Genomic DNA, 22,852 nt, shown 5'->3' on the forward strand with positions numbered 1-22,852 from the left:
GAGGTGCTCGATGTGCCGTCGGTGGGGATCGACGACAACTTCTTCGCTCTGGGCGGTCATTCGCTTCTCGCGACGCGGCTGATCAGCCGGATCCGCACCGCCCTGAACGCCGAGCTGGGCATCCGTGACCTGTTCCGCAACCCGACCGTCGTGGGCGTCGTGGAGAAGCTGAAGGACGGTGGCCCGGCCCGTCCGGCGCTGGTGGCGGGCGCGCGGCCGGAGGTGCTGCCGCTGTCGTTCGCGCAGCAACGACTCTGGTTCCTGGACCAGCTCGAAGGCGCCTCCGCGACCTACAACAGCCCCTTCGCGTTCCGCCTGCACGGCACGGTGGACATTGAGGCGTTGCGCGCGGCGATCGGTGACGTGGTCGCCCGGCACGAGGCCCTGCGCACGATCTATCCCGCGCACGACGGTCAGCCCCGCCAGCTGATTCTGCCCGCAGACGCCGCCCAGGTCCCGTTCCGGGTCCAGCCGTGCACGGCGGACGAAGTCGCGGAGCGGATCTCGGCCGAGGCGTTCGCCACCTTCGACCTGGCCTCCGAACTCCCCCTGCGGGTCGCGCTGTTCACCCTCGGCGGGGACGAGTCCGTCCTCGTCCTGACCTTGCACCACATCGCCAGTGACGGTTGGTCCTCCGGCCCGCTCTGGTCGGGCATCGCCTCGGCGTACCGGGCCCGGCTGGCCGGGCTCACCCCGGAGTGGGAGCCGCTCACCGTCCAGTACGCCGACTACACCCTGTGGCAGCACGATCAGCTCGCCGAGACCATGGACCAGCAGCTCGCCTACTGGGCGGAGGCGCTGAAGGGCTCGCCGCAGGAGGTCGCTCTGCCCTTCGACCGCCCCCGCCCTGCCAGCGCCTCGCACGAGGGCGAGCTGCTGGAGTTCCACCTCGACGCCCAACTGCACGCCGAACTCGACGCGTTGGCGCGCCGTCACGGGGTCACTCTGTTCATGGTGCTGCACGCGGCGCTGGCGGCGCTGCTGTCGAGGCTGGGCGCCGGCACGGACATCCCGATCGGCACGGTCGTGGCCGGGCGCTCGGACCAGGCCCTGGACGAGCTGGTCGGGTTCTTCGTGAACACGCTGGTGCTGCGGACCGACGTGTCGCAGGCCCCCACCTTCGGCGAGCTGCTGGGCCGGGTCCGTGACACCGACCTGGCGGCGTTCACCAACCAGGACCTGCCGTTCGAGCGGCTGGTGGAGGAGCTGAACCCCGTCCGTTCCAGCTCCACGCACCCGCTGTTCCAGGTGATGCTGGTCCTGCAGAACAACGACGAGGGCACCCTGCTGCTGCCGGGCCTCACCGCGCAGCCCGAGTCCTTCGGGACGCCGCCGGTCAAGTTCGACCTCAACCTGACCTGCGTCGAGAACCGTGACGGTTCCAACGCGCCCGCCGGCATCCTCGCCGTCCTGCACTACGCCACCGACCTCTTCGACCACACCACCATGAGCCTGCTGGCGGACCGCCTGCTCCGGCTGCTGGCCGCCGTGGTCGCGGACCCGGACCGGTCGATCGAGGCGGTCGACGTCCTGACCCCGGCCGAGCGCCGGCGGATCCTCGTGGAGTGGAACGACACCGGGCGCGTCCCGGCGGACACCCGACCGGTCCCGGAGATCTTCGAGGGGAGCGTCCGGCGGATGCCGGACGCGAACGCGCTCGTCTTCCAGGGCGAGGCCCTGACGTTCCGTGAGCTGAACGCGCGGGCGAACCGCCTGGCGCGGCTGCTGATCGACCGCGGGGTGGGGCCGGAGCAGACCGTGGCCGTCCTGCTGCCGCGGGGCACCGACCTGATCGTCTCGCTGCTGGCGATCCTGAAGGCCGGCGCCTGCTACGTCCCCGTCGACCCGGAGTACCCCGTCGAGCGGGTCACGTACATGCTGGACACCTGCGGGCCCGCCCTCGTGGTCACCGGCCGGGGGACCGCCGCGCGGTTCGCGGGCCTCGCCGGGCGCGTGCCGCAGCTGCTGGACCTGGCGGAGCCCGCGGTCGGCGCCGAACTGGCCGGCCGGTCCGACGCCGACGTGTCGGACGCCGATCGGCTCTCGCCGTTGCGCCCGGAGCACTCCGCGTACGCCATCTTCACCTCCGGGTCGACGGGGAAGCCGAAGGGCGTGCTCATCGAGCACCACTCGCTGGCCAACCTCGTCCACAGCCACCGGGAGGACGTCTACCGGGCCGACATCGCCTCCGCCGGCCGCCCCCTGCGCGCCGCCATGATCGGGGCGACGACCTTCGACGCCAGCTGGCTGCTGCTCTTCTGGCTGCTGGACGGCCACGAGCTGCACCTGGTGGACGACGGGACGCGCCGGACGCCGGAACTCCTGGTCGACTACATCGAGGCCGAGGGGATCGACTACATCGAGACGACCCCGACCTACTGCCGGCAGCTGATCGAGCTGGGCATGCTCTCCGCGGAGCGCTCCTCCCGCCCCCGGATCGTCGACGTCGGCGGCGAGGCGGTCGACGAGGCGCTCTGGGCGGACCTGCGGCGGGCCGGGGTGGCCGGCAACAACCAGTACGGTCCCACCGAGTGCACCGTGTACAGCACGAACGCCGTGATCGGCGCGTACGAGCGGCCGGTCATCGGCCGGCCGATCCGCAACACCCGGCTGTTCGTCCTGGACGACCGGCTGCGGGTGGTCCCGCCGGGCGTCCCCGGCGAGCTGTACATCGCGGGGGAGCTCCTGGCGCGCGGCTACGTGGGCCGGCCGGCCCTGACCGCCGAGCGCTTCGTGGCGAATCCGTTCGGGGCGCCGGGCGAGAGGATGTACCGCACCGGCGACCTCGTGCGGTGGCGGGCCGACGGCGCCCTGGAGTACGTGGGCCGGGCGGACGACCAGGTGAAGATCCGCGGCTTCCGGATCGAGCCGGGCGAGATCGCCGCGGTGCTGCAGGCGCACGACGCGGTGGCGCAGGCCGCCGTGGTGGCGCGGGAGGACCGGCCGGGGGACCAGCGCCTGGTGGGCTACGTGGTGCCGGTGGCCGACCGGGAGGCCGACCCGGAGGAGCTGCAACGCTTCGCCGCGGGGCGGCTGCCGCGCCACATGCTGCCGTCGGCGGTCGTGGTGCTGGAGGCGCTGCCGATGACGTCGCACGGCAAACTCGACCAGCGGGCGCTGCCGGCGCCGGTCGCCGGTGCGGGCGGCGGCGGGCGGGCTCCGCGGTCGGCGCAGGAGGAGATCCTCTGCGCGGTGTTCGCCGAGGTCCTCGGGGTGCCGTCGGTGGGGATCGACGACGACTTCTTCCTCCTGGGCGGTCACTCGCTCCTCGCGGCCCGGCTGATCAGCCGGATCCGCACCGCCCTCGGCGCCGAGATCGGCATCCGGGACGTCTTCGACGCCCCCACCGCCGCCGCCCTCGCCGGACGGCTGGACGACGCGGGGCAGGGCGACGGCGCCCTCGCCACCCTGCTGCCGCTGCGCAGGAGCAGCGGCCCGGCGGCCCGGCCGCTCTTCTGCGTGCACCCCGCGGCCGGCATCAGCTGGGTCTACTCGGGACTGCTCCGCCACCTCGACGGCGACCGTGCCCTGTACGGTCTCCAGGCCCGCGGCCTGCTGGCCCCCGAGGCCGTTCCGGAGAGCCTCGACGCCATGGTCGACGACTACCTGGCACTGATCCGCTCCGTGCAGCCGCAGGGCCCGTACGCGCTGCTGGGGTGGTCGTTCGGCGGGGTCGTGGCCCATGAACTCGCCGTCCGGCTCCAGGAGGAGGGCGAGGAGATCGAGGTCCTCACCCTGATGGACGGCTTCCCGGCCGGTGGCACCGGGACCCCGGCCGGGTCGGCCGAGGCGCTGAGCGGCGAGGAGGCCGTGCGGGCGCTCCTGGAGTCGCTCGGCTACGACCCGGATTCCGCGGCGGCGGCGGACGGTCCGTTCGCACTGCTCGACGACGCCACGCTGGAGGCCATGGCCAGGGTCTTCCTCGGGAACATCGCAGTGCTGGACTCGTTCAAGTCCCGTACGTTCAGGGGCGATGTGCTCTTCTTCGAGGCGACCAGGGAGGAGCCGCTCCCCCCGGTGCGGCCCGAGGACTGGCAGCCCCACGTCACGGGCCGGATCGAGGTGCACCGGGTGACCGGACGGCATGGTGAAATGACGAGGCCGGATCAGCTCGCCCAGATCGGCCCGGTCCTCGCCGCCCGGCTCGCGGGCGAGCGCGACGGGTCCTAGCTGCTGGATCGGCGGCCCGTGTGCCGGTCGGCACACGGGCCGCGCGACGGCCCTCCCACTCGTCCCGGTACCGCCCGGCGAGCGGGAGGGGGCCCGGCCGGCGGGCGGCTTCGGACGGTTCGGCTTCCCTTCCTTGAGACATTGGAGCGATCGATGGGCAACGACACACGTGGTGGCCTGCTCCGCCGCCACCGGGACTTCCGGCTCCTCTGGTTAGGCGAGACCGCGGGGCGCTTCGGTCAGTCGGTCACGGTTCTCGCCGTCCCGTTGATCGCCGTTTCGACCCTGCACGCCGACACCTTCGAGGTGAGCCTGCTGAGCGCGGCGCCCTGGGTGCCGTGGCTGCTCATCGGGCTGCCGGTGGGGGTCTGGGTGGACCGGCTGAGGCGCAGGCAGGTGATGTTCTGGGCCAACATCGTCTGCTTCGCGCTCTTCGCCAGCGTTCCCGTGGCGGCCTGGGCAGGGGCGCTGAAGGTCGGTCAACTCCTGCTCGTGGCCCTGCTCGCGGGCGCCGCCACGGTGTTCTTCCAGACCGCGTACACCGCCTACCTGCCGGACCTCGTGAAGCCGGAGGACCAGGCCGAGGGCAACGCCAAGCTCCAGGGCAGCGCCTCCGCCGCGCAGATCGTCGGGCTCGGCTGCGGCGGCCTGCTCATCCAACTCGCGGGCGCGGCCAACGGGATGCTGGTCAACACGACGACCTTCCTGCTCGCGACGCTCTGCCTGGTCGGCATCCGGCACCGGGAGGCCGCCCCCGAGCGGCTCGAAAGACCGCGCGGCGCCATGGCCAAGGAGATCCGGGAAGGACTGGGGCTGCTCTTCGGCGACCCCTTCCTGCGGAGCCTGGCGCTCTTCGGAGCGGCGTCCAACCTCGCCCTGTCCGGGTACCAGTCGCTCACCGTGGTCTTCCTGGTCCGTGAGATCGGCCTGTCCTCCGGGACGATCGGCAGCCTGGCGATGGTCAGCGGTGTCGGCGGCGTGCTGGGAGCCTTCGTCGTGCGCCGGGTCAGCGCCAGGCTGGGCACCGGCCGCTCCCTGCTGATGTTCGAGCTGGTGCTGCCGGCGCTGGCCCTGCTCATCCCGCTGGCCGGCCGGGGCTGGGGGCTGACGATGGTCGTCCTCGCCTACGCCGGGGTGTCGATCGGCGTGGTGGCGGGCAACGTGCTCAAGTCCGGGTTCGTCCAGAGCTACTGCCCGAGCGGCGTGCTCGGCCGGCTCGTCGCGAGCTCCGCGTTCCTCAACTACGGCACGATGCCGCTGGGCGCCGTGCTCGGCGGCGCGCTCGGCACCTGGCTCGGTCTGCGCCCGGCCCTGTGGATCCTGACCGCGGGCGTACCGGCGGCGGCCCTCTTCCTCTACTGCTCCCCGATCCGCGGCCACCGGGACCTGCCGACCGGGCACATGTCCGTGCGCCGGCCGGAGACGGACCCCGAGACGGATCCCGAGACGGATCCCGAGGCGGACCCGGAGCCGGTCGAGGCGGTCCGCTGAGTCGCCGGGCGTCGCCGCGGGCCCGGGGCACCTGAACGGGGGAGTTCCCCGCGCGGCGGGAGGGCGCGGGTTGTGAGCATGGGTACGGCCGGCCCGGGCGGCCGCGGCGCAGGACCCGCGGGCCCGGCCGGGGAACTCCCCGAGGAAGGAAGCACCCGCCCATGGAGGCATCCGCACAGATCGGCGTGACGGGGCTCGCGGTGATGGGCCGCAACCTGGCGCGGAACTTCGCCCGCAACGGCTACACGGTCGCGGTGCACAACCGCACGCCGGGACGGACCACGGCGCTGGTCGAGGAGTTCGGCCACGAGGGCGCGTTCGTCCCGGCGGGATCGCCGCCGGAGCTGGTGGCCGCGCTGGAACGGCCCCGCCGGCTCCTGATCATGGTGAAGGCCGGGCAGGCCACCGACGAGGTCATCGAGGAGTTCGCCCCGCTGCTGGAAGCGGGCGACATGATCATCGACGGCGGCAACGCGCACTTCGCCGACACCCGCCGCCGGGAGCGGGCGCTGCGCGAACGCGGCATCCACTTCGTCGGCAGCGGCGTCTCCGGAGGGGAGGAGGGCGCGCTGCACGGCCCCTCGGTCATGCCCGGCGGCTCCGCCGAGTCCTACGCCGTCCTCGGCCCGATGCTGGAGCGGATCAGCGCCCACGTGGACGGCGATCCGTGCTGCACCCACATCGGCACCGACGGGGCCGGACACTTCGTGAAGATGGTGCACAACGGCATCGAGTACGCCGACATGCAGCTCATCGCCGAGGCCTACCACCTCCTGCGGGAGGTCGGCGGGTACACCCCGGCCGAGATCGCCGAGACCTTCCGGAACTGGAACAAGGGGCGGCTCGACTCCTACCTGATCGAGATCACCGCCGAGGTGCTCGCCCACACCGACGCCGCCACCGGCAGGCCCTTCGTCGACATCGTCCAGGACGCCGCGGAGCAGAAGGGCACCGGACGCTGGACGGTGCAGACCGCCCTCGACCTCGGGTCCCCGGTCACCGCCATCGCCCAGGCCACCTTCGCCCGGGTCGCCTCCGCCCGGGCCGAACTGCGGGCGGCCTACCGGCCGCTGCCCGGGGGGACCCGGCAGGAACTGCGCCCGCACGAGGCCGAGCGCTTCACCCGCGACGTGGAACAGGCCCTCTACGCGTCGAAGGTCATCGCCTACGACCAGGGCTGGACCATGATCCGCGACGCCGCGGCCGAGTACGGCTGGGACATCGACCTGGGGGCGGTGGCGAGGATCTGGCGCGGCGGCTGCATCATCCGCGCCGCGTTCCTCGACCGGATCCGCGCCGCCCACGCCGCCAACCCCGACCTGGTCAGCCTGCTCGCCGAGGAGCGGTTCGCGTCCGAGGTCTCCGACGCCCAGGCGGCCTGGCGCACGGTGGTGGCCGGCGCGGCCCAGCACGGCATCCCCGTGCCGGCGTTCTCCGCCGCGCTCGCCTTCTACGACACCCTGCGCAGCGAGCACCTGCCCGCCGCGCTGATCCAGGGGCAGCGCGACTTCTTCGGCGCCCACACCTACCGCCGCACCGACCGTCCGGGCAGCTTCCACACGCGCTGGGCCGAGCCCGGTCGCCCCGAGGTGCGGACGGACGGCGGGACGGCGTAGCGCGTCACCGGCCGTCGCGGCCGCGCGTTCGGGGCGGCTCGGTACCGGGGCGGCTCAGTACCGGGCGTCGGTGGCGTCGAGGGTGATCTCCGCGATCCGGGCGTGGCCGGGGCGGCCCATCGCCCATGCGACGGCGGCCGCCACGTCCTCGGCGAGCAGCGGGTGGTACGGCCAGTCGGTGACCTCGTGGACGCGCGGGGCCGCGGCCCCGGACAGGACCGAGGCGAACTCGGTGTTGGTGGCGCCGGGGGAGATCAGGCAGATCCGGCAGCCGCCGGGCGGCCGTTCCTCCTCGGCGAGCGAGCGGACGAAGCCCGCCAGCCCGTGCTTGGTGGCGGCGTAGGCCGCGTAGCCGGGCGAGGGCCGGGTGCCGAACAGGGAGCCGACCAGCACCAGGTCCCCGCCCCGGGCGTCCAGTTCGGGCAGGAGCAGGCGCGTGACGATCATCGGGGCGAGCAGGTTGACCCGCAGCTGGGACTCCCACGGCGTGCTGTCGGCCTCCCGCACCGGTCCGTGGCCGCGGCCGTGCCCGGCCGCCAGCACCGCGCCGGCGAGCGGGCCGGGCAGGGCCGCGAGGACGTCCGTCAGCGCGTCGGCCAGTTCGTCGGTGCGCTCCAGGTCCAGGGGCGCCGCGACGGCGGCGGTGCCGTGGTCGGCGGACAGCTCCGCGGCCAGCGCCTTCAGGCGCTCCTCGCGCCGGGCGATCAGCACCAGGTCGTGCCCGCGGGCGGCGAGCCGGCGTGCGGTGGCCGCTCCGATGCCGCTGCTCGCTCCGGTGATGAGCACGGTTCCCGCTGCGCCGGACATGCGGCCTCCTGTTCCTCGGGGGACGTGGTGCGGGGACGACGGGTGCGGGGACGACGGAGCTCAGGGGCCGGCGGGACCCGGGGGCGGGCTCAGGCCTTCTTCCGCTCCGCCGCCCGCTCGATCTCGGCGAGCATGTCGCGCGGGAACCAGAGGCTGCTCGCGCCCGCCAGGGCGACGGCCGCCGCCCCGACCAGCACCGGCACGATGCCGACCCGGGAGGCCAGCCACCCGCCGACGAAGGCGCCGACGGGCAGGGTGGCGGTCAGCACGGCCTGGAGGAAGGCGTTCACGCGGCCCAGCAGGTGGGCGGGGGTGACGAGTTGGCGTCCCGTGGTCATGGCGATCGACCAGACGGTGGCCAGCAGTCCGAACAGCAGCTGGTACAGCACCAGGACCGGGAAGGGCAGCCCCAGGGAGGCCGCCGGGATGAGGAAGAGGGCGGCCCCCGCGCCCACGGCGCACAGCCGGATGGCCCGGGCCATGCCCAGCGAACGGGTGACGGAGGTCGCGGCCAGCACACCGGAGCCCATCCCGACGGCGTACGCGGCGTAGACGGCGCCGAGCTGCCACGGGGGCAGCTGCAGTTCCCGGTCGGCGTACAGGACGAACAGGCCGCCGCCGGCCCCGCCGCCCAGGTTGAGTCCGGCCGCGGCCAGGGCCTGGCGGCGCAGCAGGGTCTCGCGCCGGATGACCGCCAGGCCTTCCCGGAGGGCTTCGAGGCGGGAGCGCGCGCCGCTGCCCGCGTTCGCCGGCCGGTTCAGGGAGGTCGGCAGCGCGAGGAACAGGGCCCCGCCGACGAGGTAGGCGGCGCACTCGACCAGCAGCGCCGGGGCCGGGTCGATCACGCTGATCAGGAGGCCGCCGAGCGCGGGCCCGCCGATCAGGCCGATGGTCCGGGCGCCGGTGAGCGAGGAGTTGGCCGGCAGCAGGCGTTCCGCGGGCACCACGCGGGGCAGACAGGACTGCAGCGCGACGCTCTGGGCGGAGTTCAGCGCCCCGGAGGCGGCGGCCGCGGCGAACAGGTGCGGCCAGGTCAGGCCGTCCAGCGCGGCCGCGAGCGGCACGCTGCCGATGGCGGGGACCTGTAGCCAGGACAGCGAGACCAGCATCCGCCGCAGTCGGGCCCGGTCGACGGCGACGCCGATGAGGGGGCTGAGCAGGACGCCGGGCAGGTAGGTCATCGCCATCAGCGCCGAGGCGCCCAGCGGGCCGGCGTGCAGGTGGGCGATGGCCAGCAGCGGCAGTGCCAGCGCGGTGACCTGGCGTCCCACCGAGCTGGTCATCTGCTCCGTGACCAGCAGCAGCAGCGGACGGTGCCGGCGCAGTGGCACGGATTCCGGGGCCGGGGGCGGGGTCGCGGGCGGGCCGGACTCCGCGGGTACGGACGACTCCTCGGCCGTGGAAGATCCCATGTATCAGACTCCTGTGTCGGGCACGGTCCAGTGGCGGATGCGTGGAGGCAGTGTCACCGCCCAGCCCCGCGTGACGAGCACGAGGCCTTCGGACGCCAGGACGGACACGGCCTCACGGCCCGTACTGCTGAGGTCGTCCAGGGCGGTGGGGGTCAGGCAGGCCCGGAAGGTGGCCACCAGGTCGGGGTGGTCGAGCGCGAAGCGGGCCGAGGCGTCCGGGTCCCGACGGTCCCTGACCTGGAGGAAGCCCGGTCCCTGCCGGTAGTAGAACCGCCCGTACGCGTAGGCGGAGCGCCACTCGGCCAGGGCGGGTCCGGCCTCCGCGGCCCCGGCGGGCTCGGCGGTCCCGGGGGCCTGCGGGGAGGGCGGCGGCAGGTGGTGCAGGTGGTGGAGGGCGAAGTCGGCGGCGGAGGGGTCCCGCAGCGCCGGGTCGTCCGGGGCCAGGGACCACCGCACCGGGAGTACGTGGCTCTGGCACTCGCGCAGCAGCCGGACGGCCTCGGCGGCGGGCCGCCCGCCCGCGCCGAGGGGGACCGGCGCGGCGAGGACGACCAGCCGGCCGTCCAGCCGGTGGGGGACCGTGTCCGGCAGGTCCGGCAGGTCCGGCGCCGCGAGGGAGGGCTTGGCGATCGGCATCACGCCACCTCCTCGGGGGTGGGGAGGGCGGCCGGGAAGGCGGTGTCCAGGTCGGGGGCGCGGACCGGCACCGCCCGGGTGGGCAGCGCGAGCAGGGTGTCGTCGTCCTTGAACACCAGTCCGTGCGCGAGGAGTTCGCGCCCCCAGTCGGTGAGCGTGTCCAGCGGGACCTCGTACCCGGCCTCGGCCAGGCGGCGGTGCAGGGCGGGGAGCGTGCGGCCGTGCTCCAGCTCGCGGAACGCGGCGGCCCGCCAGTGCGTCAGCCGGTGGGTGCGCCGCGGCCAGCCCTCGCGTTCGTCGTGGACGAGCAGGTCCCCCTCCTCGCCGCCGTCCGCGGCCGGTTCGAGCAGGAGCCGGGAGGACGGGTAGGCCTCCGTCCAGCGGTCGATCTCCTCCGCCAGCCGTCGTTCCAGCTCGCCCTGGATGCCGGTGGCCGGGGCGTCGAACAGGTAGACCAGGTCCTCCAGTTCCTCCCGCGGCAGCTGGTAGACGTGCTGGTAGATGTCGGCGGGGCGGCGCTCGGTGAAGCCCAGTGCGGGGTTGGTGAAGTGCGGGCTGAACCGCTCCAGCGCGATGCGGGTGGCACCGCCCGGGGGCTGGAGGTGGCGCAGGGCGGGCATCTGGTCGATGATCTCCGTGTAGTCCTCGTCGCGTTCGCCCGGGAACCCGTAGAGGTAGTTCCAGACGCAGGTGAGCGCGTGGTTCTCGCACTCCCGCATGGTACGGACATTGCGGGCGCCGGTGACCCCCTTGTCCATCAGACCGAGCACCCGGCTGTTCAGGCTCTCGATGCCGGGCTGGACGTGGGTGACCCGGGCGCGGCCCAGCAGGGCGATCTGGTCCTGGCTGAGGTTCGACTTCACCTCGTAGTGGATGCGCAGGTCCCACCCGCTGTCGGCGGCCCGTGGCAGGAAGTCACGGAAGTAGTCCATGCTGATGATGTTGTCGACCGTGATGACATCGAGCAACTTGTGCCGCTGGACGAGCCGTTCGATCTCGGACCAGAGCTGCTCGCCGTTCTTCGAACGGAACTCCATCAGGCTGCCGTTGAGCCCGCAGAAGGTGCAGTGGTGCTTCTCGCCCCACCAGCAGCCGCGGGCACCCTCCACCACGAGCTTGGGCTCGACGAACTCGGCCACCGGGGAGGAGTCGAAGGACTCCTGCCAGGCGTCGAAGTCGGGGCTGGGCAGCAGTCCGATCGGAACGGTGCCTTTGGCCTCCCGGTTGGCACGCGAGGTGCCGCCGTCCCACCAGCAGACCCCGGGGACGTCCGCGGGGGCCGTGCCGCGCTCGATGTGGGCGAGCAGCGCCGGGAAGGTCCTCTCGGCCTCCCCGCGCACGACGTGGTCCAGGAAGGGGTGGTTGCGGTGCAGGGCGTGGCCCATGACGCTGTCGCAGTTGCTGCCGCCCAGCACGGTGACGACCTCGGGCCGCAGGCGCTTGATCTCCCGGGCGAGGGCGAGCGAGGGCACGTTCTGCAGGAAGGTGGTGGTCATGCCGACCACGTCGGGGTCGGTGGCGAGCACCTCCCGGGCGGCCTCGGCGATGAACCGCGCGGCGTGCGGGCGCATCCGCAGCAGGCTGTCGATCGACGATCCGGTGCGGGCCGCGTAGGCGGTGAGCTGCTCGGTGCCCCACTGGTCGTCGTCGTAGAGGCTGCCGGAGAAGACCCAGTCGCCGAAGCCGTCGAACACCTGGTCGTCGGCGACGGTCATGTACTCCGTCGGGGTCAGTTCGCCGTCGCTGTGCTCCAGCAGGAACTCGGCCCAGCGCAGCCACCCGTGGTACTCGGCGACCTCGTCGGCCGGCCGTTCCCGGGCGACGAGTGCGTGCAGGAGACCGACCTGGAGCGACGGCATCTCCAGGGCCTGCCACGGCATGGAGACGAGCGCGATACGCATTCCCTGGCCTTTCGGACTCTCGGACGGTGAAGAGGACAGTGGAGAGGCGGCCGCACCACCGGGGGTGCGGCCGCCTCGGTATGAACCAGTGTTCGTTACTTGCTCGCGCGACGTGTGCTCACGCTGTACTTGTTGGCCGCCTTGGTCTCAGCGCGGACGGCAACCTTCTTGATCTCCATCACACCTCCATGTGTTCTCGCGTGGATTTTCGGCGCCGGGACAGTTCTTGCCGGTCGTCCCGGACGTTCAGGAGCACCCGCATGCGGGTGGCGTGTCGCGCCCGTAGCCAGGCGGCGACCCGTGGTGCCGGAGTACCGGGCAGCAGCCGGTGCACCAGCGAGGCCAGCTTGTCCACGTCGTTGTGCTTCAGCACCACCTGTTCGGCGGCGAGCAGCAACTCGGCGGGCATGCGGCGCAGTCGATCCGCGCCGGGGCCGTGGGTGAGGTAGGCCATGCCGAGCGCGACGTGGCGGGACTCGTCGCGGCGCACCAGCCGGTACACCTCGCCCAGGCCCTCCTCGCGCAGGCCCTCGTCGAACCAGCGGAACTCGTCGGCGGCGAAGCCCTCGGCCAGGGTGTGGGCCAGGAAGCGGGCGGTGTAGTCGTCCAGGGACCACAGGTCGCGCGACAACTCCTCGACGGCGTCGCCCGGATCCTTGACCGACCCGGCGACGGCGTGCGCGTAGCGGTGGAAGACCGCCGAGTGCTTGGCCTCGTCGGCCACCGCGGTGGCCAGCACCAGCTTCATGTCGCCCTCGGGGCAGGCGTGCAGCAGGCCGGCCGCCACGTCCATGCCGACCTGTTCGGCGTAGGTGCTGCCGCTCGCGAGCAGCCAGGAGAGCTCGGAGGGCTGGGCGGTCGCGGTCCGGTCCCGCAGGGCCCGGTGGACCACCTCGGCCGGCTCCCAGTCGTGCGAGCGGGCGTCGCGGATGAAGCGGTCGTGCAGGCCGGGAACGCCGCGGGTGCGGTAGCGGGCCACGCCCGACGGACGCGGCCGGTCCGGAGCGCCTTCGGTCCCAGCCATCCCTCACCCCGTTGCCGTCGTGCCGACCGATGTCATGTGCAGGGAAGCAAAACACGGCGGGCCCCGTTGTTCGAGCGCTTTCGTCGCTCCGGCCCCGCAAATGCGCCAAGATCCCGGTCGGCTGCGGGACTTGAGCGATCCGCCGGGCGGTCCGAGGCTGACCAGCGGCGATCGGGGCCGGCCGGGTCGCCGGCGTGACCCGTCCGGGAGGGTTCGGCCCGGAACGGAGGATGGCCGAAATCTGATGGATCATCAAATCTTCACGCACACAGTGTCGACGGGCCACCTATCGTGTGTACGCCATGCATCGATCACGGGGGGTGCCGCCATGCCGGAGGACGACGTTCTGCCACGGGCGACACCGCCCGGGCACTGGCTGAGCCCCGGCGACGCCGGGTACGACGAGGCGCGCGCGGTGTGGAACGGGATGCACGACCGCCGCCCCGCCCGCATCGCCCGCTGCCGCACCGCGGCGGACGTGAGCGAGGCGCTGCGCCACGCGGCGGCCCACGGCCTCGACGTCACCGTCCGCGGCGGCGGCCACAACGTCGGCGGCAGCGCCGTCGCCGACGGCGCGCTGATGATCGACCTGTCGCCGATGCGCGCCGTCACCGTCGACCCGGGGGCCCGCACCGCCGAGGCCCAGGGCGGCTGCCTGCTCGGCGACCTCGACCGGGCCACCGCCCCGTACGAACTGGCCTGCCCCGCCGGCGTCATCTCCCACACCGGCCTGGGCGGACTGGCCCTCGGCGGCGGATACGGCTGGCTCGCCCGCCGCTGGGGCCTGACCTGCGACCACATCCTCGCCGCCGAGGTCGTCCTCGCCGACGGCTCGGTGGTCGAGGCCACCGAGGAGAGCCACCCCGAACTGCTCTGGGCGCTGCGCGGCGGCGGCGGGAACTTCGGCGTGGTCACCCGCTTCACGCTGCGGCTGCGCCCGGTCGGACCGGCGCTCTTCAGCATGGGCGTCCACGCGCTGGACGACGTCCCCGAGGCCCTGGCCGCCTACCGGGCGTACACCGCGCGGCAGCCGGCCGGCCTGCACGTCGTCGGCGGGCTGAAGCGCGCGGGCGAGCAGGAGTGGATACCGGAGCACCTGCGGGGGCGGCACGCGCTGCTGCTCCTGGCGGTGTGGACCGGGGACCCGGAGGAGGGCCGGGCGCGGACCGAGGCGCTCTACCGGGAGGTCGGGCCCGCGGCCCGCGTCAGCATCCCCATGACCTACCCGCAGCTGCAGGCGCTCGGCGACAGCAGCGAGCCCAAGGGCGACCGCTACTTCGTCAAGTCCCGCTACCTCCAGGATCTTTCGCCCGAGGCCGTGGCCCGGCTGGTCGAGGCGACCAGGGCCAACCCGTCCCTGCTCTGCTCGATCGACTTCGAGTTCCTGCGCGGCGCCATCGCGGACGTCCCCGAGGAGGACTCCGCCTTCCCCGGCCGCGCCGCGCCCTACCAGGTGACGGCGGAGGCGCACTGGACCGACCCGGCGCGGGACGCGGAGCACATCGCCTGGTCGCGGGCGACGGTGGAGGGCCTGGAGGCCTTCGGCACCGGCGGGGCGTACGCCAACTACGTCCAGGGCGAGGGCGACCGGAAGGCACGGGAGATCTACGGCCCGGAGCGCTACGCCCGGCTCGCGGCCGTGAAGAAGGCCTACGACCCGGCGAACGTCCTGCGCGGCAACCTGAACATCCGGCCCGAGTAGGGCCGGTCGGCCGCGCCGGGCTCAGAGCGGCGCGGACCCGCGCGGCCCGGCGACCAGCCAGTGCGCGGGCAGCTCGATCCGGGCGCCGTCGGGGGTGGACTCGGTGGTGGCCAGCGGCAGTTCACCGGTGGCGAGGACGTCGAGTCCGGCCGCGCGGAACAGCTCGGGGAAGACCGCGTCGGCGACCTCGGCCGGGGCGAGCCCGTGGGCGAACACGGGGCGCAGCTTCGGGGGCGGGCCGGACGGGCCGCGGACCAGCGCCTCCAGCACGCCCTTGGCCGCCTCGGCGAGCTCGAACACGAAGGCCCGGCCGCGGGCCCCGAGCAGGATGCGAATGCCTTCGGCCACGCGTTGGCGGTCGGCCGGCTCGCTCTGGTGGATCACCCCGCGCACGTACACGTTGGCGTCGCCGAGGCGCCGGTGGAGGGCCCGGACGGCCTCGGCGTCGGTGGCGTCCAACCGGGTGAACTCGGCCCGCCCGGCGGGGTCGCCGCGCCGGGCGCGGTCCACCGCGGCGGCGGACAGGTCGACCCCGAGGGCGAGCGGGACGTGCTCGGCGAGGAAGCGGGTCTGGGTGCCGTTGCCGCAGCCCAGGTCGACGACGGGCAGTGCGGGGTCGGCCAGGTGGGGGCGGAACAGTGTGAGGTGGCGTTCGGCACCGAGGGCCGGTTCGGCGTCCCAGATCACCGCGCCCGGTTCCCCGGGCGCATCGCGCCAGAAGGCCTCCCAGGCGTCCAGGTAGCGGCTCGTCACGCTCATGGCGGGGACCTCCGGGTGTCACGCAAGGTATCTGGCTCGTGTCTATCGGCACCCGGCCCGCGCGGCAAGCGGGTGCGGGCGGCACCCGGCGGGCGTGCGCGGGCGGCGCGCGACGGGCGTGTACGGGGGCGCGCGGGGGTCAGCTCCCGACGCGGCGCGCCTGGCGCAGCAGGTAGACGCCGGAGGCGGCGGCGAGCACGGCCATGCAGGCGGCGAAGACCAGACCCGCCTGGGCCAGGCCGAGCGGTCCGGTGAGCAGGCCCACCCCGATGACCGGGACCGAGATGCCGAAGTAGGCGACCACGAACAGCGCCGACAGGGCGCCGCCGCGGTGCTCGGCGGGAGCGGCCGCGGCCACCTCGCCCACCGCCCCGCGCAGGCCCATGCCCTGCCCGGCGCCGCCCACCAGGGCGCTGAGCACCAGCGGGAGCAGGGTCTCCCGGGCGAGCGAGGCGGCCAGCAGGGCCATCCCGGCGATCAGCACCAGGCAGCCCAGCGGGATCGCCCGGGCGGTGCCGAGCCGGGGCACCAGGAGCTGGCCGAGGGTGGAGGCGAAGAAGGCCGTGAAGACCACCAGGCCGATCACCGCGCGGTTGTGGACCCCCAGGTCGACGGCGAGGAAGGCGGGGCTGACCGAGGTGAACAGGCCCAGCAGGGAGAAGCCGGCGAAGGCGGCGACCGCGGCCGGCACGAACACCCGCCGGACCTCCGGCGGCAGGGACGGCCGGTCGGGCCGGGCCGTGCGCAGCGGGCGGGCCCCGGGGACCGTCTCGGGCAGCAGCCAGGTGAGCGCGAACGAGACGGCCAGCAGCCCCAGGTGCACGACGAACGGCAGGACCAGGGGGTTGGGTGCGTACTGCGAGAGCACGCCCGACAGCAGTGGCCCGCAGCCGAGCCCGCCCATGTTGGCGGCGGTCGCGACGAAGCCCGCGCGGGCCCGGTGCCCGGGCGGGGCGAGTTCCAGCACGTACGCCGTCCCGGTGCCGGTGAACAGGCCGGCCGAGAACCCGGACAGCAGGCGGCCCAGGCAGAGCAGGGCGACGCTGTCCGCGGTGAGGAAGACCACGGCGCTGGCCGCCGAGCAGACCAGCCCGCAGAGCAGCACGGGCCGGCGGCCGACGGAGTCCGAGACGTTGCCGATCAGCAGCAGGACGCCGATGACACCGAAGGCGTACACCGCGAACACGACCGTCACCGTCAGCTCGGAGAAGCCGAGCTTCTCCTGGTACAGCCCGTACAGCGGGGTGGGCAGGGTGGTGCCCGCCATGCAGACGGCGAAAGCGGCGGCGGCGACGAGGTACCCCACCCGGGCGACGCCGGGCCGGGCGGTCCGACGATCGGTCATTCGCCCACCATAGGCGCGCACCCCGGGTCGGGGCCGTGCCGTGCGGGGGAGCGCTGCGCCGAATGGCGGTCCGCGCCGGGCCGCCGCCGGGCGCGCGGGCCGGACGGGCGGCCGGCCGGGCGGGGCGTACCGATCGCGCCGAGCACGGTGTTGTCGAGCGGGCTGGCGGCCAGCCGGTCCAGCACCCGCGCGACGGCGGTGCGCAGGCCGTGGCCGTGGCGGGGCACGTCGGGGACGACGGAACGGAACCCAGCGAGGACGGACATGCGGCTCACCTCCGGGAGGACCTGCGGGTCGTGCAGGTGCGGTCCGTCCAGCTTCCGCCGGTTCGCGGCCGCCGCGGGCCGGATTGACGGGCTGCTGACACCGCGCTGACGAACTGCTGACGCGGAGGTGTCCGCCGCGGGGTCCGCCGGGGCGTCAGACCCGGTAGGCGGCGACGTAGCGGGCCGGGTCGCGGCGCAGGTCCCCGTGCCAGCGCTCGCGGCACTGCTCGGCGAAGGTCCGTCCGGTGGCGAGGATCTCCTCCAGCGGGTCCAGGTACCCGAGCACGTGCGGCGGTTCGAGGCCGGCCGCGATCCGGGCGGCGAGGCCGGCCCGGGCCAGCCGCAGCAGCTCGGCGGCCAGCGGGCGGACCGGGTCGCCGCCGAGGCGGGTGGCCAGGCCGAGGGCGGGCAGCTCGGCGAGCGCCGCCCGGTGGTCGTGCAGGGTGTAGCGGCCGAGCAGCTCCCAGGCGGCGGAGAGGGAGGCGGGGTGGTAGCTGAGCCCGGCCCAGAGCGCCGGGACGGCCGGGACGAACGGGTACGGCGGGCCGTCCGAGGCGCGCAGCTCCAGGGTGTCGCGGACCCTGGTGCTGGTCCAGAGCTGGTTGAGGTGGGCCCTCCAGTGGGCCGGGGTCGGCCGCGAGCCGTCCGGGTAGCCGTGCCGGAGCAGTTCGGCGAAGGTGCGCCCGGGTGGAGCCGGGTGGTAGCGGCCGTCCGGGGTGCGGTAGTGGATCAGCGGGATGTCGAGCGCCCAGTCGACGACGGACCCGACGGTGACGTCGGGGCGCAGCGCGGGCGGCAGCACTCCGCCCCGGCGGGGGTCCATCCGCAGCCAGGCCCAGCACCGGTGGGACAGCCGCTCGCTGGAGGAACTTCCCTCCTGTAGAGGCGAGTTGACGAGCAGGGCGGAGATCACCGGGGCGGCGGCGGTCTGCATCCGCAGCTTGCGGGTGAAGTCGGCGGGGGAGAGGTAGTCCAGGGTGACCTGGGTGGACAGCGACAGTGCCATCACGTACCGGGCGCGGCTGCCGGGCTCGCCGAGCCCGGTGAAGTAGTCCCGCATGATGGCGCCCCGGGTTATCGGCACCCACCGCATGTCGGCGAGCCGGTCGAAGGGCAGGTAGGCGCCGGGCAGCAGGGCGAGGCCGAACCGGCCGACCAGCTCGGCGAGTTGCTCCAGGGCGGCGCGCATGTCGTCCACCGCCCTGGCCACGGACGGGACGGGCGTCGAGGAGTACTCGATCTGGCCGCCGTGCTCCAGGGTGATCTGGCTGCCGTCCGGGAGCCGGACCCCGGTGAGCCGTCCGGCGTCCTCCTGCCGCTCGCCGCCCCACCTGGCCAGCACGGCCTCCAGGACGGCCAGCACGCCGCGCTCGCCGTCGTAGCGGGCGGCCAGTCCGGTGACCGGGTCGACCAGGCCGCACTCGACCTCGATGCCGATCAGTTCGCCGCGGCCGGGCCGGAACGGGGCCAGCAGTTCGGCCCGGCCGAGTGCCGGGCCAGGGCCCGCGGCGGGGTCCGCGGCGGGGCCCGGGTCCGTCGGGTTCGGGTCCGCGAGGTCCGGCGCCGGGGCGGGGTCCGGCGCCGGACGGGCCTCGTCCTCCGTCACACCGCCCCCACCCGGGTGACGACCCGGGGGTGCCCCGCCCGGTCGAGCAGCGCGCCCACCGCGCCGAGGGCGGACTGCGCCGCGCCCTGGCACCAGGCGTGGGCGCCGGACAGGTGCTCGCCGGCGAAGAAGATCCGCGGTTGCCCCGCCGGGTGCGGGGAGCCGAGCACGGACAGGTAGCGGGTGTGCTCGCCGGGCGTCAGGTGGGCGAAGGCGCCGCCGCCCATGCCGGTCTGCACGTCCCAGTTGCAGTGCACGATGTCGTCCACGTCCCCCGTGATGCCCGGGTGGAGCCGTTCCAGGCAGTCCAGCACCAGCGCGTCCCGGTCCGCCGGCTCCAGTGCGGCGAAGCGGCGGGCGTTGGCACCCCACAGGTACGCGCCGAGCAGGGCCGTCGGCTCGGCCGAGCGCAGCGGGTCGCGCACCGCCCAGCGGGGGCCGGAGCTGCCGTTGACCCCGTCCTTCTTCGCCCGCACCGCGTTGTCCGACGGGTACCAGCACTGCTGGATCGGCAGGTCCGTGAAGCTGCCGCCGCCGTGGATGCCGTCCTCCAGCTCCCAGCGGCGGCGGGTGAGGTGCAGGACGGTCTTGATGCTGCTCGCGTAGCTGATGCCGCGGATGGCGTGCCGCTGGGCGTGCGGCAGGCCCGGGGTGACGGTGATCCGGTCGAGCGCGGGCGCCGGGACGCAGCACACGACGTAGTCGACGTCCTCGTGCAGCCGGGCGCCGATCCGCCGGCCGTGCAGCCGGACGCCGTCCGTGGTCAGCGTCAGTTCGTCGACCTGGGTGGAGAGCCGCAGCGTGCCGGGGCGCAGCGAGCCGACGAAGGCGTGGATCAGCGCCTCCAGCCCGTCGACCAGCTCGACCTGCCCGCGGTGGAACAGGCCGAAGTAGTCGACCAGCACCTCCAGCAGCGAGGACTGCTCGTAGTGGGCGAGGCCGGTGGCGTGGCCGACCAGGTCCCAGGCGTCCTGCGACAGGTGCTCGTGGACGAACTGCCACAGCGACACCGAGGCCGCCCGCTCCAGCGCCGGGTCGTCCCAGTGGCCCTCCAGGGTGCGGCGCTGCTGCTCCACGGTCAGGGTGCGCCACACCGAACCGAGCAGGTGGTCCAGCACCGGGCCCGGGGGCTGCCGCTCGGCCGGGCGCAGCTCGTACGCGGGGAACAGCGTCGCGACGTCCTGCACCCGGGCCCGCCGGCCGCGCAGGTGGTAGTAGGCGTGCGGGTTGGCGTTGACGAAGGGGCGGGTCGCCAGCCGGAACCGGGAGACGTAGTGCAGCACGCAGTGGTGGTTGCCGGGGATGCGCATGGCGCCGAGGTCCACGTGGGTGCCGTCCCAGAAGCGGTGGGTGCGCACCCGCCCGCCCGGCCGGTTCGCCCGCTCGTACACGACGACGTCGAATCCGCGGCGCTGCAGCTCGTAGGCGCACACCAGCCCGGCGACGCCCGCCCCGACCACCGCCACCCGGCCCCGGGCGCCGGCCACCGGTTCCTCCAGCGAACGCGGGAAGGCAAAGCTCGTCTCGAACATCGGCACCGTACCCCTCTGAGGCGGGACCCCCGCCCCAGCCTCGGCCAGGCACCCCGGGCATGCCACTTCGCGGCGCCGATGCGAGTGACGGGTGGGGGCCGGCCCCGTCCTGGCGCGCCCGGCCCCGTCCCGGTGGGCCCGGGCGGCGACGTCCGGCCGCCGCGGGCCGGGCGGGGGCGGTGAACCCGGCCGGTGCGGGGGGCCGTAGGACCGTAGTGGGCGCGCGCAGCGGTGCGGCCGCGAAGCAGCGGGTGCGTCCGTGAGGAACCGGGGAGGAACTGGATGCAGTCCCGACGCGACCAGGTGCAGGCACACCTGTTCGTGATGAGCAGGCTGGCCTCGGGCATGCTGCGGGCGGAGCCCGACGCGCCGGACACCCCCACCGGGCGTACCACCCGGGGCACCATGACGGGCCTGGCGGTGGGGGTGCTGATCGGGCTGGGCGTCACGGTGTACGGGGTGATCCGGCCCGGTGGCGGTGACGGCTGGGCCAAGCCCGGCACGCTGGTGGTGGTCGAGGAGACCGGTGCCCGGTACCTGTCCATCGGCGGGCAGCTGCACCCGGTGCTGAACGACACCAGCGCCAGGCTGCTGGCCGGTGAGCAGATGACGGTGCGGCAGGTGAGCCGGGCGTCGATCGCGGACGCGCCGCGCGGCGCCCCGGTCGGGATCGTCGGCGCCCCGGACGGGCTGCCGCCGGCCGCCGACCTGGCGGGCGGCACCTGGCTGGTCTGCGCCACCGCCCAGCCCGGCCCGACCGGCACCCCGGTACCGAAGCTCGCCCTGCTGGTGGACCCGGCGGCCGAGGGGCGGGCGCTGGCGCCCGGCCAGGGTCTGCTGGTCGCCGCCCCGGACGGCTCGACGCATCTGCTCTGGCAGGGCCAGCGGCTGCGCGTCGACACCGCCAACCAGGCGCTCCAGGCGCTCGGCTACGGCGGTGCGACGCCGTTCCCGGTGCCGGCCGGGGTGCTGAACGCGCTGCCGGCCGGGCCCGACCTCGCGGCGCCCGCCGTCGCCCGGCGCGGCGAGGCGGGCCCGGCGCTGGGCGGGAAGCCGACCCGGATCGGCCAGCTCTTCGAGGCCCCCGGCGGCGCGCACTACCTGCTCACCAAGGACGGCCTCGCCCCGCTCACCCCGACCCTGTACGCCCTGCTGCTCGGTGACCCGCGCACCCAGAAGGAGGCGTACGGCAGCGCGGCCCCGGCGCCCGCGCCGATCGGCGCCCTGGACCTCGCCGGGCACACCGCGCCCGGCGGACCGCCGCCCCCGGGGCTCCCGGAGGCGCCGCCGACGCTGGTCGCCCCGCTGCACGGCGAGGGCGTCTGCGCGGACCTGCACACCGGCGCCGGCGCCCCGACCACCGCCGTCACCGTGCTGCCCGCCGGCCGGGCCTACGAGGGCCGCCCCCCGGCGGCCCCGGCCGGTCCGGCGAGCGGCACGGCGGGCGCGGCCTGCACCGTCGCCGATCGGATCGCCGTCCGGCCGGGGCGCGGCGCCCTGGTGCGCGCCCTGTCGGGCGCCGGCGCCGGTGGCACCGAGTACCTGGTCACCGAGGCCGGGGTGCGCTACCCGCTGCCCTCGGCGGCGGTCGTCAAGCAGCTCGGTTACGGCGGCGCGACGCCGGTCGCCGTCCCGGCCGCGGTGGTGGCCCTGCTGCCGGCCGGCCCGGGCCTCGACCCGGCGGCCCTGGCGGACGCCGCGGCCTCGTCCGCGCCCACCGTCGCGGCGGTCACCGCAGGGGTTCCCGGAACCGCCGGCGTGCCCGTCGCGGGCGTTGCGCTCGACGCCGCCGGGCCCGCCGCCACGACGGCGACGTGCGGCTGAACCGCCGGTCGCGGCGGTCCCGTTGAGTCGATCAGAGCCGCGCGCGACCGGCGCGCGGAGAGAAAGGAGCACCTGGTGAGCACGCCGGCGAACTTGAACAAACAGGACGAGGCGATCCGCAAGGCGCTGTCCGACATCGAGCAGCAGATCGAGGGCATGATCACCGCCGGCCGCACGGTCGAGCGGATCAAGCAGGAACTGGCCAGCGGATACATCTCCGGGGCCAGCTCGACCTTCCAGCAGAAGGTCGAGGACTGGATGACCCGCTACCACACGGTCATCGGCGCGTTCGAGCGCTTCGCGGAGTCCACCAAGGTCGCCGACCAGGTCCTCAGCCACGCCGAGGAAGAGGCCCGGCTGCACGCCGCCGACGGCATCGTCGACGCGCTGAACGGCGCCTGACGGCGCGCCACGGAGAGGAAAGGAACGAGCTCATGTCGATGGACAACTTCGGGAGCATCCAGCTCCACCACGAGACCGTCGCCCAGGCGGCGAGCGAGCTGGGCCAGGCGGGCCAGCTGATGGACGACGCCCTGTGGGAGGTGGAGCGCAAGCTCAACTCCCTGACCGAGAGCGGAAACTTCCAGGGTGCCGCGGCCGACGCCTTCACGGAGTTCAAGCAGGCCGTGACGGCCAACGCCGGACAGATGAACCAGGACATCATCGCCGCCGGCGGGAAGCTCACCAACATGCACCACATCATGAACGAGGCCGACCAGAACGCGCGAAAGCAGTTCGGCTAGTCGAGAGGGCGGAGGCGG

The 22,852-nt window shown here is 74.4% G+C and carries 17 protein-coding genes; 7 read left to right on the plus strand and 10 right to left on the minus strand.

Features of this window, described 5'->3' with window-relative positions; translation table 11 throughout:
* The 3 genes from ACZ6EM_RS13195 to gndA all read left to right on the plus strand — a co-directional run.
* Positions 1-4,170 (plus strand): non-ribosomal peptide synthetase (locus tag ACZ6EM_RS13195; protein WP_465772382.1); only part of this gene is annotated, 4,170 nt, incomplete at its 5' end.
* 153 nt (positions 4,171-4,323) lie between these two features.
* Positions 4,324-5,661: an MFS transporter gene (locus ACZ6EM_RS13200; RefSeq protein ID WP_465772383.1), complete on the plus strand. Its 1,338-nt coding sequence runs from the start codon at positions 4,324-4,326 to the stop codon at positions 5,659-5,661.
* 161 nt (positions 5,662-5,822) lie between these two features.
* On the plus strand, positions 5,823-7,277 hold the full coding sequence (gene gndA, locus ACZ6EM_RS13205) for an NADP-dependent phosphogluconate dehydrogenase (protein WP_452177818.1): 1,455 nt from the start codon (positions 5,823-5,825) through the stop codon (positions 7,275-7,277).
* Positions 7,278-7,331: 54 nt separating this feature from the next.
* Here gndA and ACZ6EM_RS13210 read toward each other — a convergent pair whose 3' ends face one another.
* The 5 genes from ACZ6EM_RS13210 to ACZ6EM_RS13230 all read right to left on the minus strand — a co-directional run bounded on the left by ACZ6EM_RS13210 (position 7,332) and on the right by ACZ6EM_RS13230 (position 13,057).
* Positions 7,332-8,084, minus strand: a complete 753-nt coding sequence (locus ACZ6EM_RS13210) for an SDR family oxidoreductase (RefSeq protein WP_401053852.1) — start codon at positions 8,082-8,084, stop codon at positions 7,332-7,334.
* 89 nt (positions 8,085-8,173) lie between these two features.
* Positions 8,174-9,496 carry an MFS transporter gene (locus tag ACZ6EM_RS13215; RefSeq protein ID WP_359912541.1) on the minus strand — a complete coding sequence of 441 codons (1,323 nt, stop codon included), beginning with the start codon at positions 9,494-9,496 and terminating at the stop codon, positions 8,174-8,176.
* Positions 9,497-9,499: 3 nt separating this feature from the next.
* The gene (locus ACZ6EM_RS13220; RefSeq protein ID WP_452177819.1) at positions 9,500-10,132 is read right to left on the minus strand and encodes a DUF5825 family protein; all 633 of its coding nucleotides are present in this window, start codon (positions 10,130-10,132) and stop codon (positions 9,500-9,502) included.
* Complete coding sequence (locus ACZ6EM_RS13225; RefSeq protein WP_452177820.1) at positions 10,132-12,033, minus strand: RiPP maturation radical SAM C-methyltransferase; 1,902 nt, start codon at positions 12,031-12,033, stop codon at positions 10,132-10,134. The genes ACZ6EM_RS13220 and ACZ6EM_RS13225 overlap by 1 nt, the downstream gene beginning before the upstream one ends.
* Before the next feature lie 178 nt (positions 12,034-12,211).
* Entirely contained in the window at positions 12,212-13,057 is an 846-nt protein-coding gene (locus ACZ6EM_RS13230) for a ferritin-like domain-containing protein (protein ID WP_380545078.1), read from the minus strand.
* Positions 13,058-13,385: 328 nt separating this feature from the next.
* Here ACZ6EM_RS13230 and ACZ6EM_RS13235 point away from each other — a divergent pair, with 328 nt between their 5' ends.
* A complete protein-coding gene (locus ACZ6EM_RS13235) occupies positions 13,386-14,759 on the plus strand; it encodes an FAD-binding oxidoreductase (RefSeq protein ID WP_401051805.1) in 1,374 nt (457 codons plus the stop codon).
* Between the two features lie 21 nt (positions 14,760-14,780).
* Here the strand turns inward: ACZ6EM_RS13235 and ACZ6EM_RS13240 are convergent, their stop codons facing one another.
* The 5 genes from ACZ6EM_RS13240 to ACZ6EM_RS13260 all read right to left on the minus strand — a co-directional run bounded on the left by ACZ6EM_RS13240 (position 14,781) and on the right by ACZ6EM_RS13260 (position 20,267).
* On the minus strand, positions 14,781-15,518 hold the full coding sequence (locus tag ACZ6EM_RS13240; RefSeq protein WP_452177821.1) for a methyltransferase domain-containing protein: 738 nt from the start codon (positions 15,516-15,518) through the stop codon (positions 14,781-14,783).
* A 139-nt stretch (positions 15,519-15,657) separates the two neighbouring features.
* On the minus strand, positions 15,658-16,863 hold the full coding sequence (locus ACZ6EM_RS13245; RefSeq protein ID WP_401051810.1) for an MFS transporter: 1,206 nt from the start codon (positions 16,861-16,863) through the stop codon (positions 15,658-15,660).
* The gene (locus ACZ6EM_RS13250; protein WP_452177822.1) at positions 16,860-17,129 is read right to left on the minus strand and encodes a hypothetical protein; all 270 of its coding nucleotides are present in this window, start codon (positions 17,127-17,129) and stop codon (positions 16,860-16,862) included. The genes ACZ6EM_RS13245 and ACZ6EM_RS13250 overlap by 4 nt, the downstream gene beginning before the upstream one ends.
* A 154-nt stretch (positions 17,130-17,283) precedes the next feature.
* Positions 17,284-18,735, minus strand: coding sequence for a glutamate-cysteine ligase family protein (locus ACZ6EM_RS13255; RefSeq protein ID WP_465772384.1), 1,452 nt, complete (start codon positions 18,733-18,735; stop codon positions 17,284-17,286).
* Positions 18,732-20,267: a flavin monoamine oxidase family protein gene (locus tag ACZ6EM_RS13260; RefSeq protein WP_465772385.1), complete on the minus strand. Its 1,536-nt coding sequence runs from the start codon at positions 20,265-20,267 to the stop codon at positions 18,732-18,734. The genes ACZ6EM_RS13255 and ACZ6EM_RS13260 overlap by 4 nt, the downstream gene beginning before the upstream one ends.
* 282 nt (positions 20,268-20,549) lie before the next feature.
* Between ACZ6EM_RS13260 and eccB the strand changes: the two genes are divergently transcribed.
* The 3 genes from eccB (at position 20,550) to ACZ6EM_RS13275 (ending at position 22,834) form a co-directional block, all read left to right on the plus strand.
* Positions 20,550-22,091, plus strand: coding sequence for a type VII secretion protein EccB (eccB, locus tag ACZ6EM_RS13265; RefSeq protein ID WP_452177825.1), 1,542 nt, complete (start codon positions 20,550-20,552; stop codon positions 22,089-22,091).
* Between the two features lie 75 nt (positions 22,092-22,166).
* Positions 22,167-22,493: a hypothetical protein gene (locus ACZ6EM_RS13270; RefSeq protein WP_359899443.1), complete on the plus strand. Its 327-nt coding sequence runs from the start codon at positions 22,167-22,169 to the stop codon at positions 22,491-22,493.
* A 32-nt stretch (positions 22,494-22,525) separates the two neighbouring features.
* Positions 22,526-22,834 (plus strand): WXG100 family type VII secretion target, encoded by a 309-nt coding sequence (locus ACZ6EM_RS13275; RefSeq protein WP_401052727.1) that lies wholly within the window; start codon positions 22,526-22,528, stop codon positions 22,832-22,834.
* Positions 22,835-22,852 lie beyond the last annotated feature (18 nt).

It is taken from the genome of Kitasatospora sp. NPDC041917 (genome assembly GCF_055589745.1).